13 protein-coding genes and 1 pseudogene are annotated in these 14,376 nt (G+C 75.6%); 7 read left to right on the top strand and 7 right to left on the bottom strand.

Annotated features, from left to right (window positions below; genetic code table 11):
- From ABZW03_RS09890 to ABZW03_RS09880, 3 genes are all read right to left on the bottom strand, one after another.
- A partial coding sequence (locus tag ABZW03_RS09890; protein ID WP_355254456.1) for an ATP-binding protein occupies nucleotides 1-1,398 on the bottom strand: 1,398 nt, incomplete at its 3' end.
- Between the two features lie 168 nt (nucleotides 1,399-1,566).
- Nucleotides 1,567-2,577, bottom strand: a complete 1,011-nt coding sequence (locus tag ABZW03_RS09885; RefSeq protein ID WP_355254454.1) for an MBL fold metallo-hydrolase — start codon at nucleotides 2,575-2,577, stop codon at nucleotides 1,567-1,569.
- A 172-nt stretch (nucleotides 2,578-2,749) separates the two neighbouring features.
- Complete coding sequence (locus tag ABZW03_RS09880; protein ID WP_355254452.1) at nucleotides 2,750-3,661, bottom strand: GNAT family N-acetyltransferase; 912 nt, start codon at nucleotides 3,659-3,661, stop codon at nucleotides 2,750-2,752.
- 391 nt (nucleotides 3,662-4,052) lie between these two features.
- Here ABZW03_RS09880 and ABZW03_RS09875 point away from each other — a divergent pair.
- The 5 genes and pseudogenes from ABZW03_RS09875 to ABZW03_RS09855 all read left to right on the top strand — a co-directional run bounded on the left by ABZW03_RS09875 (nucleotide 4,053) and on the right by ABZW03_RS09855 (nucleotide 9,039).
- A pseudogene (locus ABZW03_RS09875) lies at nucleotides 4,053-5,398 on the top strand (DUF692 domain-containing protein).
- A 31-nt stretch (nucleotides 5,399-5,429) separates the two neighbouring features.
- Nucleotides 5,430-6,470 carry a TIGR04222 domain-containing membrane protein gene (locus ABZW03_RS09870; protein WP_355254450.1) on the top strand — a complete coding sequence of 347 codons (1,041 nt, stop codon included), beginning with the start codon at nucleotides 5,430-5,432 and terminating at the stop codon, nucleotides 6,468-6,470.
- Nucleotides 6,471-6,488: 18 nt separating this feature from the next.
- Nucleotides 6,489-7,541: a TIGR04222 domain-containing membrane protein gene (locus ABZW03_RS09865; RefSeq protein WP_355254448.1), complete on the top strand. Its 1,053-nt coding sequence runs from the start codon at nucleotides 6,489-6,491 to the stop codon at nucleotides 7,539-7,541.
- A gap of 91 nt (nucleotides 7,542-7,632) precedes the next feature.
- Nucleotides 7,633-8,415, top strand: a complete 783-nt coding sequence (locus tag ABZW03_RS09860) for a TIGR04222 domain-containing membrane protein (protein ID WP_355254446.1) — start codon at nucleotides 7,633-7,635, stop codon at nucleotides 8,413-8,415.
- A gap of 69 nt (nucleotides 8,416-8,484) precedes the next feature.
- Entirely contained in the window at nucleotides 8,485-9,039 is a 555-nt protein-coding gene (locus tag ABZW03_RS09855; protein WP_355254444.1) for a hypothetical protein, read from the top strand.
- Between the two features lie 83 nt (nucleotides 9,040-9,122).
- Here ABZW03_RS09855 and hemQ read toward each other — a convergent pair whose 3' ends face one another.
- The 3 genes from hemQ to ABZW03_RS09840 are packed head-to-tail and all read right to left on the bottom strand — an operon-like array spanning nucleotide 9,123 to nucleotide 11,885.
- Entirely contained in the window at nucleotides 9,123-9,851 is a 729-nt protein-coding gene (hemQ, locus tag ABZW03_RS09850; RefSeq protein WP_355254442.1) for a hydrogen peroxide-dependent heme synthase, read from the bottom strand.
- The gene (gene hemG, locus ABZW03_RS09845; protein WP_355254441.1) at nucleotides 9,848-11,278 is read right to left on the bottom strand and encodes a protoporphyrinogen oxidase; all 1,431 of its coding nucleotides are present in this window, start codon (nucleotides 11,276-11,278) and stop codon (nucleotides 9,848-9,850) included. Before hemG ends, hemQ begins: the two co-directional genes overlap by 4 nt.
- A gap of 34 nt (nucleotides 11,279-11,312) precedes the next feature.
- Complete coding sequence (locus ABZW03_RS09840) at nucleotides 11,313-11,885, bottom strand: Uma2 family endonuclease (protein ID WP_355254439.1); 573 nt, start codon at nucleotides 11,883-11,885, stop codon at nucleotides 11,313-11,315.
- 55 nt (nucleotides 11,886-11,940) lie between these two features.
- Here ABZW03_RS09840 and ABZW03_RS09835 point away from each other — a divergent pair, with 55 nt between their 5' ends.
- The gene (locus ABZW03_RS09835) at nucleotides 11,941-12,381 is read left to right on the top strand and encodes a DUF523 domain-containing protein (protein ID WP_355254437.1); all 441 of its coding nucleotides are present in this window, start codon (nucleotides 11,941-11,943) and stop codon (nucleotides 12,379-12,381) included.
- Nucleotides 12,382-12,412: 31 nt separating this feature from the next.
- Here ABZW03_RS09835 and hemE read toward each other — a convergent pair whose 3' ends face one another.
- Complete coding sequence (gene hemE / locus ABZW03_RS09830) at nucleotides 12,413-13,426, bottom strand: uroporphyrinogen decarboxylase (RefSeq protein WP_355254458.1); 1,014 nt, start codon at nucleotides 13,424-13,426, stop codon at nucleotides 12,413-12,415.
- A gap of 236 nt (nucleotides 13,427-13,662) precedes the next feature.
- On the opposite strand from hemE, the gene ABZW03_RS09825 reads away from it, so the two are divergent.
- Nucleotides 13,663-14,325 (top strand): DUF3000 domain-containing protein, encoded by a 663-nt coding sequence (locus ABZW03_RS09825; RefSeq protein WP_355254435.1) that lies wholly within the window; start codon nucleotides 13,663-13,665, stop codon nucleotides 14,323-14,325.
- The last annotated feature ends 51 nt before the right edge of the window (nucleotides 14,326-14,376 follow it).

The following is a 14,376-nucleotide window of genomic DNA, read 5'->3' as shown; positions in this document are numbered from 1 at the left end:
GGCGAGCCGCGGGCCGTCCTGCTCGTCCTCGTCGCGCATCGGCGGGACGGCCGCGACGGTGGGCGCCGGGGCCGGCCCGGCGCCGGCCCGCAGCGGCAGCGGGGTGAGCACCGACAGCGGCTGCTCCTCGTCCACCACCGTCACCAGCGCGGCCGGGATGCGCAGGATGGTCCGCATGCCGCCGTACGGCGAGGGCTCGATGTGGCAGGAGAAGCCGTACTGGCGGGCCAGCTTGCCGATCACCGCGAAGCCGGTCTTGGGCGGGTTGCCGAGCTCGGTGAGCAGCATGTCCGGCGGGCCGGCCAGCAGTCGGCGGGCGCGGCGCAGCTGGTCCTCGTCCATGCCGATGCCGCTGTCGTCGATGATCACCAGCGCCCCGCGGCCGCCCTGCTGGACGGTGACCGGGACGTCGGTCTCCGGGTGGGAGTAGGCGGTGGCGTTGGCCAGCAGCTCGGCGATGGTGACGGCGATCGGCTCGGCGGCCCGGGCGACCACGGCGAGGCGCTGCTCGCGCAGGTGGTTGGCCACCTTGATCCGGGCGTAGCCGGGCACCCGGGAGAGCGCGCCGACGACCACCTCGGCGAGCGGCGAGTCGGTGCGGGCCAGGCCCGGCCAGGCCTCGCAGAGCACCGCGACGGTCTGGATCCGGCGCAGCGCGACCTCGTTGCGGAAGTCGACCTCCAGCAGCCGGGGGTCGTCGTTCTCGTGCTGGAGCTGCTGGACCAGGCTCTGGATCTGGTACAGCAGGGTCTGGATCCGGGAGGTGGCGCCGCGCATGGCGGCGCGGGCGGCGGCGTCCACCCGCTCGCGCTCGTCGGCGAGGGCGGCCTGGGCGGCGTCCAGGACGGCCTGCAGCGCCCGGACGGCCTCGGGGCCGACGGCCCGCGCGTCCAGCGGCCCGACCAGCGGGGCGTTGGTGTGGGTGAGCCGTACGGCGGTGGCGGCGACCCGCTCCTGGGCGAGGTGGCCGATCTCGGCGAGCAGTGCGGCGCCCCGCGCCTCGGCCTCGGCGAGCGCGCGGTCGGCCCGCTCGGCCCGGGCGGTCGCGGCGGCGCCCTGCTGCTCGGCCTCCCGGGCGGTCTCCTCGGCCCGCCGGGCCTCCTCGGCGGAACGCCGGGCGGCCTCCTGCGCCTCGCGGACGCCGTCCTCGGCGGCCCGGGTGCGCTCCTCCGCCCGCCGGGCCTCCTCGGCGGAGCGCCGGGCGGCCTCCTGCGCCTCGCGCTGCTGCTGCTCGGCGCGGGCGAGCCTGCCCTCGGCGGCCCGGGCGCGCTCCTCGCCCCGGTCCCGCGCGCTCTCGGCGGCGGTCGCCCGGGCCACGGCCCCGGCCCGGCCGCGGGCGAACACGGCCGCGGCCACGGCGGCGACCAGCGCCAGGACGATCAGCGCGATCTGCGTCATCGAAGTCCTCGGGGTGCTTGCGGGGCGAGCCGGGTGGTGCGGACCCGTCGTGCGGGCCGGGCCGGTCGGGGAGCGCGGACGGGCGGGCGGGGAGTGCGGGCGGGGCCGGTTCCGGACGACGCGGGGTCGGTTCCGGACGACGCGGGGCCGGTTCCGGACGACGCGGGGTCAGTTCCGGACGGTGCGCGGGCGCTGGGCGTGGGCGGCGTCCTCGGCCAGCTCCCGGGCCACCAGGGCGACCTGGCCCAGCGCCTCCAGGGCGCCCGGGGCCGCCGAGCCGTCCAGGTGCCGGTACTCGGCCGCGACGGTGAGCACCAGCCGCTCGGGCAGGCCGAGTTCGGGGTGGCGCTGCTCGGCTATCACCCGCCGGGCGGCGTCCAGGGCGGGTATCCCGGCGGCGTGCAGGGCGTGGGCGCGCTCGCGGACGTAGGCGAGGTAGCCGATGTGCCCCCGGACGCCGTCGCGGTCGAGCACGGGGCCGTGGCCGGGCACGAAGATCTCCGCGCCGGTGGCCAGGGCCTGCTCGCAGGCGCCGATGACGTTCTCCAGCGGCCCGGCCCAGTGCGAGGGATGGTCGCCGGGCTGCTCGGGCGTCGAGGAGAAGATCACGTCGCCGGTGAACACCGTGCGCTGGTGCGGGAGGTGGACCATCAGGTCCCCGCCCGTGTGGGCGGCGGGCAGGCTGGTGATCCGCACCGGGTAGCGGCCGACGGTCAGCTCCAGCTCGCCGGTGAAGACGGTGTCGGGGCGCACCGGCTCGGTGCTGGACCAGTCGAACCGCCCGAAGTGCTCCTTCAGGTAGCCGCCGAGCGTCGAGTCCGGGTCGCTGTCGGCGACCAGCGCGTGCTGCTGCTGCGGGGTGGGTTCCCAGTGGATGTGCTCCAGCGCCTCGCGGGTGGCGATCACCTCGGCGTCCGGCAGCACCCCGGCGCCCCACAGGTGGTCGCCGTTGGCGTGGGTGACGACCACCCGGTCGATCCCGACCCCGTCCGGCAGCAGCCGTCGGCTCGCGGCGAGGAACTCCCCGGCCATCGAGGGGTCGTACGGCGTGTCGATCCAGAGCGCGGTGGTCTCCGAGGCCAGCAGCCCGCAGTTGGCCAGGCCCCACCCCCGCTTCGGCGGGAGCCACACGTACAGGTCCTCGGCAATCGCGCTCACGTTCGCACGGCTGATCGTCATGGGCGCGATTATGCCCACACCGTGACAGGAGTGGAGCAAAACCATTACAGTTCAAGCCACTTCGCGCCCGGAGCACCCCGGACCGTCCCGATTCGTCCCACGTGGTCTGGACCACATCTGGCCGAAGTGGCTCGGTGGGGCGCCGGATCCCTCCGCGCCCCTCCCGCTGCCGCTACAGCCGCTTGATGCCCTTGCGCTCCCCCGCGCAGCGCTCGTACCCCAGCCAGGAGTTGATCGCCAGCATCGGCGCGTTGGTGGTGTCGTTGCTGGTGTACGCGTACCGGTGGCCCGCCGCCACGGCGAGCCGCAGCGACTCCAGCTTGGCCGGCTTGGTCAGCCCCCGGCCGCGGAACTCCCGGCGGCAGGCGGTGAACGCGGACCAGTAGCGGTCCACCCCGTCGGTCTGCGCCATGCTGAACGCGGCCGGCCGGCCGTCCACCACGGCGACGACGCTCAGCGCCAGGTCCCGGTCCGGTCGGGACCAGTCGTCGCGCAGCCAGTCCTCGTACGTCAGGGCGTCCATCGGCACCTCGCTGCCCGGCTCGTCCAGGACGGCGTCCGCCTCGACCAGGAACAGCGGGTGCGGGTCGGCCGCCCAGTCGGCGGCCGGGCGCAGCTCGACGCCGGCCGGCAGGACGGGCGCGGGCGGCAGCGGCAGCGTCAGGTCCCGCCCGGCGAACTGCATGGTGCGCCCGAGCCGGTACCCCCGGGCGGTGCCGAAGGCCAGCGAGGCGGGCTCGTCGTCCAGCCAGGTGTGCAGCTCCGTCACCCCGTGCCCGGTCAGGTGCCGTTCGGCCGCGGCCAGCAGCGCGGTGGCCGCGCCGCGCCGCCGGAACTCCGGCAGCACGCTGCCGTTGGCGTGGCCGACGCCGACGGTCGTCGTCCCGAGCACCACCCCGCAGCGCACCGCGCCGACCACCCGGCCGTCCAGTTCGGCGACGAAGGTGCGGAAGTGCTCCTCGGGGCTGGGCCGGTCGTTCAGCCAGACCAGGGCCTCGGCGGAGAGCACCAGGTGCTCGCGCCCGGCCCGGTGGGCCGCGACCACCGCCTCGGCGTCCTCGGGGCGGAAGTCACGGATCGTCACGGAGGAAGAGGAAGAAGAAGTCATGGATTCCCACGCTAGCCGCGCCCGCCCGCCCGGCGCCTCCGATTTTCCCGGCGAAAGTGCGCCCCACCTGCGCGGACGGCCCGGTCTCGGGACCAAAGTCCCTCACCCCCGGGCCGACATGCTCAAATAATGCTCTGAGAAGACCGGGTGAGGCTTGGCAGCCACGCCACCCGGGGACATCCTCAGCAGCACGGCCGCGCGGTTCCGGGCGACGACACCCGCACCGGTCGACGGCCTTCCCGTCCGGCCCTCCGAAGGGGGCGAACCGATGACTTCCCCTGCCCTGGCCCTGCCCGGCTCCACCACCGCGAGCCGGGACGCCGCCCTGCGCGAAGACGTGCTCCGAGAGGACGTTCCCCGCGAAGACCTGCCCCGCGAAGCCGCGCCCCGACTGGGCGTCGGCCTCGGCTGGCGCAGCGAGATCGACACCGTGGTCGAGCGCCAGCCCGGCCTGGACTGGGTCGAGGTGGTCGCCGAGAACATCTGCGCCGACCACCTGCCCGAGTCCCTCACCGTGCTGCGCGAACGCGGCGTCACCGTCGTCCCGCACGGCGTCGGCCTCGGCCTCGGCGGCGCCGACCTGCCCGACCCCGACCGGCTCGCCCGGCTCGCCGGGGCCGCGCTGGCGCTCGGCTCCCCGCTGGTCACCGAGCACCTGGCGTTCGTCCGGGCCGGCGGCCTGGAGGCCGGCCACCTGCTGCCCGTCCCCCGCACCCGGGACTCGCTGCGGGTGATCGCCGAGAACGTCCGGATCGCCCAGGACCAGCTGCCGGTGCCGCTCGCCCTGGAGAACATCGCCGCCCAGCTCGCCTGGCCGGACGACGAGTTCACCGAGGGCCAGTTCCTCGCCGAGCTGGTCGAGCGCACCGGCGTCCGGCTGCTGATCGACGTCGCCAACCTGCACACCAACCGGGTCAACCTCGGCATCGACCCGGCCGCCGAGCTCGACCGCCTGCCGCTGGAGGCGCTCGCCTACGTCCACGTCGCGGGCGGCACCCTGGTCGACGGCGTCTGGCACGACACCCACGCCCACCCCGTCACCGAACCGGTGCTGGAGGTGCTGGCCGAGCTCTGCGCGCGGGTCGCCCCGCCCGGGGTCCTGCTGGAGCGGGACGCCGACTTCCCGCCGCCCAGCGAGCTGGCCGGCGAACTGGACGCCATCCGCCGGGTCCTGGAGGGGAGCACCCGGCGATGAGCGACCGGACGACGACGGCGCGGGAGGCCGCCGACCGGAGCCGCACCGACCAGAACCGGGCCGCCGACCAGGACCTCGCCGCCGCCCGGCAGCGCCTGGCCCGGCGCCAGGAGGAGCTGCTGGCCGCCCTGGTGGCCGGCGGCCCCGTCCCGCCCGGCTTCGACGAGCGCCAGGTCCGCGCCCAGTCCGCCGGCCTGGCCGCCAAGCGCCGGGCCACCACCGCCAAGGTGGCCCCGGAGCTGCCCCGCGCGCTCGGGGTGCGGTACGGGCCGCTCTTCCTCGGCTACGCCCGCTCGCACCCGCAGACCGGCGGCTACCGCGCCGACGCCCGGGCCTTCGCGCAGTGGGCGCTCACCGACGGCGGACCGCTCGCCGCCGACCACCGCCGGGCCCTGGAGCAGTGGCTCCACCCGGCACCGGCACGGCCGCCGGGCCCGCTCGCCCGCCTGCGCCGCGCCCTGCACCGCACTCTGCGCCGACGGCCGGCCACCGGCGGCCACGACGTCACCAGGCCCTGACGCAACGTCACCACACTCGGGGGACCCACTCATGTGGCTCAACAGCTACTTCATCGTTCCGGCCGTCCTGCTGGCGGCCGCCGCCCTGTACGCCGCCCGGACCCGGCAGCGGATCGGCCACGTCCCGTATCCCAAGGGCCTGCCCGGCCGCGGCCTGCCGCTGCTCGACGCCGCGTTCCTGTCCGGCGGGCCGGGGCGGGTGTTCGACACCGCCCTGGTCCGGATGCACCTGAGCGAGCAGGCCGTGGTCAGCCGCTCCGGCCTGGTCACGCTCACCGGCGCCAAGCCGTACGACGCCGTCGACCAGGCGGTCCAGGAGGCCGTCGGCCCGACCGGCAGCCGTGAACTCGCCCCGCTGCGCCGCATGGTGATGCGCTCCGCCGCCGTCCAGGAGATCGGCGACCGGCTCGCCGACCGCGGCCTGCTGCGCCGCCCCGAGCGGCTGCGGCGGGCCCGTACCGCCCGCCGACTGCTCTGGCTCGCGCTGCTCCCCGTGGTGGCCTCGGTGGTGGTCGCGCTGCTGCTCGACGACGGCGCCGCCGGGTACCAGCGCCCGAACTACTGGACTCCGGTCATCCTGCTGGCCGTGGGCTTCGTCTCGCTGCTCGCCACCCGGCCGGTCAAGGGACGGATCACCCCGGCCGGGCGGCGCCAGCTCTCCCTGATGCAGGGCCCCTGGACGCCCAACGCCGGAATGCCGCTCAAGCTGGCCGGCGGCGCGCTGCTGGGGGCGCTCGCGCTCGGCGGCCTGGCCGCCGCCGGACTGGACGACCCGGAGCTGGAGGCCGCGATGCTGGCCGCCTCGGCCGAGGAGGAGGCCGTCCGGCAGTCGGTCGCCGCGAGCACGTCCTCGTCCTCCTCGTCGTCGGGCTCCTCGTGCTCCTCCGGCTCCGACGGGGGCTCCGGCATCTGGTGCGGCTCCTCCGACTCCGGGTCCTCCGGGTCCTCCGGATCCGGCTGCGGCTCCTCCAGCTGCTCCTCCGGCTCCTCCAGCTGCGGATCGTCCTCGTCCAGCTGCTCCTCCGGCTCCTCCAGCTGCGGTTCGGGCTGCGGCGGCGGCTGCGGCTCCTGACCCCTCGGAAGGCCCCGCATGTGGCAGAACGCGTACGTCCTGGTGCCCGCCGTCCCACTGGCGGCGGGGATCTGCTCGGCCGTCTGGACCAGGCGGCGGGTCGGCCCCACCGGGCGCCCGGACGGGGCCGAGCTGTCCCCGCACGCCGTCGCCTTCCTGGCCGGCGGCGCCGGACGGGTCGTCGACACCTCCCTGGTCCGCTCCCACCTGGCGGAACGGCTGGTGGTCAGCCGCGACGGCCGGGTCACCGTCACCCTCCGCTCCTGGGACCACCGGCCGACCGACCTCGTGGACACCGTGGTCCTCGGCCGGGCCGAGAGGTCCAGGTCCGGCCGCTACCGGTACGTCCGCCGCGAGGCGATGCGCCACCCCGCCGTCAAGGCCGTCGGCACCGAACTCGCCGAGCGCGGCCTCGTCCACCACGTCGACCGGCTGCAACCGGCCCGGACCGCCCGCCGGTTCCTGTCGTGGTCCCTGCTGCTCGTGGCACTGGCCGTCGTCCTGGCCGTGCTGCTGGACGCCGGCCGCGCCGACCGGCCGGCCGTGGCCACCGCCCTGGCCCTGCTGGCCGCCGGCCTGGTCACGCTGCCCGCCACCCGGCCGCCCCGGGAGCCGCTCACCCCGGCCGGGCGCCGCCGCCTCGCCGCGCTGCGGGACCGCGGGCCGTGGCGGCCGAACGCCGGCTCCCCGATGAGCCCGGACGAGATGCTCCTGGCGATCGCCCTCCACGGCCCGGCCGGGGTGGCGACGGAGCTGCTGCCCCGGGAGCTCCGGACGGTCCTGCTCTCCGAGACCGAGGAGGCGGAGCGGATCACCGCCCGGGAACGCGCGGCCGTCCCCCTCCCCCGACGCTCGTCCAGCCCCCGCCCTCGCCCCGCGGCCTCCTCTTCCGGCTTCGCCGGCTCCTCCGGTTGGGGCTCCTGCGGCAGCGGGTCCGCCAACTGGTACGGCGCCTCCGACTCCGGCGGCTCGCACTCCCACAGCTGCGGCTCCTCCTCCGGCGGCGGCTCGCACTCCCACGGCTGCGGCTCCTCGGCCGGCTGCGGGTCGAGCTGCGGCGGCGGCGACTGACCCCGGCGACCCGTCCGCCGGACGTCACAGTTCGGTATCGCGGACCGGGAAGACGTTCCGCCCGCCGTCGACGCAGGCATACAACAAGCCCATGTGGTTGCTGTTCCTCATACCGGCCTGTGTCGCGGCTGTCCTGTCCTGCGTCCGACTGGTCCGGATGACCGCCACCGCCGACGCCCTCACCGAGCAGAACGGCCTACGGCCCCCCGAAGCCGTCGGCATCGGCCTGTACGAGACCGCCTACCTGGCCGGCGGCCCGGACCGGGTGGTCGAACTCGCCCTCGTCCTGATGGCCGGCCGCGGACGGCTGCACCTGGCGCACACGGGCTGGACCACCGTCGTCGACCCCAAGGGCCGCAGCCGCCTGGAGCGGGCGGTCATCGCCGCCGTCGGCTCCGAGGGCCAGTGCCGGACCGACCGGCTGCGCCGGGCGATGGCCGAGCACCCCACCGTGCTGGAGATCGGGGCCCGGCTCGCCCTGGCGGGCCTGGCCACCCCGGCCCCGGTGCAGCGCAACACCGTCGTGGTGATCCGGCAGGTCCGGCACGCGCTGCTACTGGCCCTGGTCCTGCTGGCCGCCTCGCTGGCCGTCGGCGGCTTCACCGGCGGTGACACCCTCGCCCCGCTCGCCTGGTTCTCGCTGCCGCTGGTGCTCACCTCGGGCACCCTGCTGATGGCCCGGATCGACGTCTACCCGTACACCCGCTGGGCCTCCCCGGTCGGCCAGGAGGTGCTGCGCGAGGTCCGCCCGGCCCGCCAGCGCGGCCTGGCCGACGACGAGGAGCGCGAGCTGCTCACCGCCGTCGCCATGAACGGCCCGGCCGTCCTGCCCGACCCCCGCCTCCGCGCCGCCCTGCGCCCCCACCGCAGCTGAGCCCGCCCGCAGGAGACGTCCCGCGAAAAGCGGCTGCGCCACCCCGCCGACCAGGGCAGACTTCCGCCCATGGACCAGGGTGACCACGACCTGCTCGACCGCGCCCGCGCCGAGGGGCGGCTCGTCCGGCTGCGCCGCGCCATCCCCGGCGCGGACCGGCTGGAGGGCTTCGTCCTCGGCACCGGCCCGGTCTGGACCCTGCTCGCCGCCTGCACCGACCACCGCCTCGACGGCTGGACCGCCGTCCGCACCGCCGACCTGCGCACGGTCCGCGACCGCGGCGGCCCGGAGGGCCTGACCGTACGGGCGCTGCGCCGCCGCGGCCTGTGGCCGGCCCGCCCGCCCGGCGCCAACCTGCCGCTGGACGACCTGCCCGGCCTGCTCACCGCCGCCTGCGCCGAGTACGGCCTGATCGCCCTGCACACCGAGCACCGCGACCCCGACGCCTGCCGGGTCGGTACGGTCACCGCGCTGCGCCCCGCCTCGCTGCGGCTGCACGAGGTCGACCCCGAGGCGCGCTGGCACCCTGAGCCGACGAAGGTCCGCTTCGCCGACGTCACCCGGGTCGACCTCGGCGACCACTACACCGCCGTGCTGCGCGAGTTCGCCGGGCCGCTCCCGTAGGGCCCTCGCCGACAGCGGCCGCCGGGAACGCCGGAGGCCGGCTCCCCGCCAGGGGGAACCGGCCTCCGGGACCGCGGGTCCGCTCAGACCAGGCCGTTCAGCAGCTCGCTGACCGGCTTGCGGCGGCCGGTGAAGAACGGCACCTCCTCGCGGACGTGCAGCCGGGCCCGGGAGGGGCGCAGGTCGCGCATCAGGTCGACGATCCGGTGCAGCTCGTCCGCCTCGAAGGCGAGCAGCCACTCGTAGTCGCCGAGCGCGAACGAGGCCACCGTGTTGGCCCGCACGTCCGGGTAGCCGCGCGCCATCATGCCGTGCTCGGCGAGCATCGCGCGCCGCTCCTCGTCCGGCAGCAGGTACCACTCGTAGGAGCGGACGAACGGGTACACGCAGACGTAGTCGCGCGGGCGCTCGTCGGCCAGGAAGGCCGGGATGTGCGACTTGTTGAACTCGGCCGGGCGGTGCAGCGCCATGTTCGACCAGACCGGCTCCAGCAGCCGGCCGAGGCCGGTGCGGCGGAAGCGGTTGTACGCCTCCTGGAGGTCATCCGAGTCGGCGGCGTGCCACCAGACCAGGATGTCGGCGTCCGCGCGCAGACCGGAGACGTCGTACGTGCCGCGCACCGTCACGTCCTTGGCGGCCAGCTGGGCGAACAGCTCGTCCACCTCGGCGGCCAGGGCGGTGCGGTCCTCGGGCAGGGCGCCCTTGAGCTTGAACACCGACCACATGGTGTAGCGGATGACCTGGTTCAGGTCGCGCGCCTTCTTCTTCTCGGGCCGCTGCTCCGACGGCTCCCGCTCAACGGTCTCAGTCATGCGCCCATTGTCCTCTCCGTGGAACCTTCCCCGGTCGCCGGGGTCAACAGTCGGTCGACGGCGGCAGCGGCGGCGGCCGCCGAGCCGATGCACGCCGGAATGCCCACCCCGTCGTACGCGGCGCCGCACAGCGCCAGCGCGCCCACCCGCCCCGCCGCCGCCCGGATCCGGGCCACCCGGTCCAGGTGCCCCACCGGGTACTGCGGCAGACCGGCCGAGAAGCGGGAGACGAAGGTGTCGTACGGCCGGGCGGTCAGCCCGATCGCCTCCTCCAGGTCCGCCAGCGAGCGGGCCACCAGCTCCTCGTCCGGCAGCCCGAGCGCCTCGTCCTCGCGGTACCGGCCCAGCGAGGTGCGCAGCAGGAACGCGTCCGGCGCGGAGCGCTCCAGCCAGCCCCACTTGTTGGAGGAGAAGGTCGAGGCCTTGATCCGCCGCCCGTCCACCGGAGGCACCAGGAAGCCGCTGCCGCTCGGCAGCCCGGCCAGGTCGGCACGGCGGAAGGCGAGGGTCACCAGGGCCATGCCCGCGTACTCGACGGCGTCCAGTTCGGCGGCGGCCGCCGGGGCGTCCTCGCGCAGCAGCCGGGCCGCGGCGGGGGCCGGGACGGCCAGCACCACGGCGTCCGCGTGCAGCACCTCGCCGCCGGTCACCACCCGCCAGCCGTCGGGGGTGCGGCGCAGCTCGTCCACCGGGGCGTCGGTGCGCAGGTCCACCCCCGCGCCGGCACAGGCCGCGGCGACCGCGCCGGGCAGGGTGCCGAGGCCGCCGCGCAGGCCCTGGAACACCGGGGCGCCGACCACCTTCGGCCGGGACGCCAGCTCGTGCACCCCCTCGACCAGCGAGCCGCCGCCGCGCGCGATCGACAGCAGCTGCGGTACGGCGGCGCGCAGCGAGATCTCGTCGGCGTGGCCGGCGTAGACGCCGCCGAGCAGCGGCTCGACCAGCCGGTCCACCACCTCGCGGCCCAGCCGGTCGGCGACGTAGCGGCCGATCGCGACGTCCTCGCCGACCTCGGTGGGCCGCTCGTGCCGGGCCCGCTCCAGGCCCTCGTCGGTCAGCACGCCGGAGGCGGCCAGCGCCTCCAGGTCACCGGGGACGCCCATCACCTGCCCGCCGGGCAGCGGCCGCAGCGCGCCGCGGGTCCAGATCGCGGCCTTCGCGGTGGCCGGCGGCTCCAGCTCCTCGCCGAGCCCGACCGCCCGCGCCAGCTCCACCGCCTCCGGCCGCCGGGCCAGCATCGACTCGGCCCCGAGGTCCACCCGGACCCCGCCGACCTCCCCGCCCCACAGCTTCCCGCCGACCCGCCCGGACGCCTCCAGCACCGTCACCCGCGCCCGCGCGGGCCCGCCGGCCGCCCCACTCAGGAAAGCGGCCGCAGCCAGCCCCGCGATCCCACCACCGACGACGACGACCTGTGCATCCGACATGCTCCGCAGTCTCGCAGGTCTTTACACCGGACCCTCAATCCGCTGCACGCACGAGGTCGATCTCGACCGGAAACGGCACCGGGCGTTCGAGCCGGCCCCGGAAGATCCCGGCCGGCGCATAGGCGGAGAGCGCCCGATCCAGCTCGTATACGTGTACGGCCGCCCGGCCGTCCTCTTCCTCCTCGACGATCCAGTAGTGCGGAATCCCGGCCTCGGCGTACTTACGAACCTTGACCGTACGGTCGCGGTGTGCGGACTCCGGCGAGACGACCTCGATGACGAGCAGGACCTCATCCGGCGTGAACTGGGTTCGCCTTCCCTCGAACTCGGCCCTGACCACGAGAAGATCCGGCTCGGGACGGTTCCGCTTGTCGAGCTTGATCGACATCTCCCGGCCGACCCTGACGCCTTCCGGAACCTGGGCACGCAACGCGATCTTCAGGTTGTCGACGACTTCGCCGTGCCACCAGCGCTGCGGGGACATCATGAAGACCAGTGCTCCATCGATCAGTTCGGTGTGCCGCGGCGCCTGCGGCAGGTGGTCGAGGTCGTCGGCAAACCAGCCCTCGTCTCTGGGCGCGTACATCCAGTCCGGCAGCTCGCTCATGACCCCAAGATAGCGAGTTCAAAGGCGCGAGGAACGGCCGCTTAGGGTGTGTGCTATGGAACCGATCATGGTGAGTGCGTGTCTGGCCGGGGTGCCCTGCCGGTACGACGGGCGGGCGAAGACCTCCGACGACGCCGTGCGGCTGGTCGGGGAGGGCCGGGCCGTGGTGGTGTGCCCGGAGGGGGCGGGCGGACTGCCGACGCCGCGGCCGCCGGCGGAGATCGTGGGCGGGGACGGCGCGGACGTGCTGGACGGGCGGGCCCGGGTGGTGGACGCGACCGGGGCGGACCGCACCGCGGAGTTCCTGGCCGGCGCCCGGGCGGCGCTGGCCGCCGCCGAAGAGGCCGGGGCCCGGCGGGCGGTGCTGATGGCGCGCAGCCCGTCCTGCGGCTGCGGGCAGGTGTACGACGGGACGTTCACCGGGGAGCTGCGGCCCGGCGACGGGGTGACGGCGGCGCTGCTGCGGCGGGCCGGGATCGAGGTCACCCCCGGGTGACCCCGGTCCGGCCCGCCGCCGCGCGGCCGGGTCAGCGCGCGCTGGCCTCGTGGACGAAGGCGACGAGGCGGCTGAGGGCGTCCGGGTCCATGGACGGCAGCACGCCGTGGCCGAGGTTGAAGATGTGGCCGCTGGTGCCGAGCGCCTGGGCGGCGTGCAGCACCTCGCGGGCCTTGGTCTCCACGACCTTGGTGGGCGCGAACAGCACCGCCGGGTCGAGGTTGCCCTGCAGGCCCTTGCCCGGGCCGACCCGCTCGGCGGCGACGTTCAGCGGCACCCGCCAGTCGACGCCGACGATGTCCGCGCCGGCCTCGCCCATCAGGCCGAGCAGCTCGCCGGTGCCGACGCCGAAGTGGATCCGCGGCACGCCGTACCCGGCGACCGCGTCGAAGACCTTGGTGCTGGCCGGCATCACCGAGCGGCGGTAGTCGTCCGGCGCGAGCGCGCCGACCCAGGAGTCGAACAGCTGGACCGCCGAGGCGCCGGCCTCGATCTGCACCTTGAGGAAGGCCGAGGTGATGTCCGCGAGCCGGTCCACCAGGGCGGCCCACAGCTCGGGCTGCCCGTACATCATGGCCTTGGTGTTCTCGTGGTTCTTGGACGGCCCGCCCTCGACCAGGTAGCTGGCCAGCGTGTACGGCGCTCCGGCGAAGCCGATCAGCGGGGTGCCGCCGAGTTCGTCCACCAGCAGGCCGACGGCCTCGGTGATGTAGGGGACGTCGTCCGGCTCCAGCGGGCGCAGCCGCTTCAGGTCCTCGACGGTGCGGATCGGGTCGGCGATGACCGGGCCGATGCCGGGCTTGATGTCGACGTCGATGCCGACGGCCTTGAGCGGCACCACGATGTCGCTGAAGAAGATCGCCGCGTCCACCTTGTGCCGGCGCACCGGCTGCAGGGTGATCTCCTTGACCAGCTCGGGCCGCATGCAGGACTCCAGCATGGGGATGCCCTCGCGGACCTTGAGGTACTCGGGCAGCGAGCGGCCGGCCTGACGCATGAACCACACCGGGGTGTGCGGCACGGGCTCGTGCCGGCAGGCGCGCAGGAACGCGGAGTCGTGCGCGGCGCCGCGGCGCGCGGGGGTGGTCGGGCCTTCGGGAGTGGCCGCCGTCGTGTCTGCCGTAGTCTCGCTCACGCGTCAAATCTTCGCACGCGTGCCGGGCCCGCTCTCCCGGCCGGTCTCGTCGGTTCCTCCAAGATCTGTCCGGGTTTGCCGTTCCGGCACGCCGCTGGGAGAGAAGTTGCGGCGATAACCCCGTTCTTCGACCTAGTCTTCGGGGCATGGCAGCGGTCGGAGGGCACCCCGCGCAGGGTGGCGGAGCAGGTGGCGGAGCGGGTCGCGAGGGGGCGCCGAGCGAGTTCCGGGCGGCCGTGGCGGCCCTGGACGGGGCCCGGCTGCGGCCCGAGGTGCAGCTCTCCCCCGCGCCGGCGCCGCGCCGGCTGGCCCCGTACGCGTTCGCGGTGACCGCCTCGGTCGAGGTGGACGGCGAGGAGCTGGCGGACGGCCGGCTGGTGCTGCTGTACGACCCGGCCGGGCAGGAGGCCTGGAACGGGGAGTTCCGGGTGGTCACGATGACCCGCGCCGAGCTGGAGCCGGAGATGGCCGGCGACCCGATGCTCTCCGAGGTCGGCTGGGCCTGGCTGCTGGACGCCCTGCAGGCGCACGGCGCCGGGTACGCGGAGCCGTCCGGCACGGTGACCCTGGCCGCCTCCCAGTACTTCGGCGGTCTGGCGGACCGCCCGTCCTCGACCGAGATCGAGATCCGGGCCTCCTGGACCCCGGCCGACGGCCGCTTCGAGCGGCACCTGGCGGCCTGGGCGGACCTGCTGTGCATCAGCGCCGGCCTGCCGCCGGCCGCCCCGGCCCCGCAGGGGCCCGGCGAGGTCACTTCACTCGGTGGAGTGGTCCCGATGCCGGCCCGGCGACGCCCCCGGTCGCACTGACGGGTGGTGTGCGGACCGGACGGCACCCGGTGACCGTCCGCCACCCCCAGG

The organism is Kitasatospora sp. NPDC004799, assembly GCF_040609095.1.
In the GTDB taxonomy this organism is placed as follows: Bacteria; Actinomycetota; Actinomycetes; order Streptomycetales; family Streptomycetaceae; genus Kitasatospora.
This window is presented reverse-complemented; position numbering and strand designations above follow the sequence as displayed.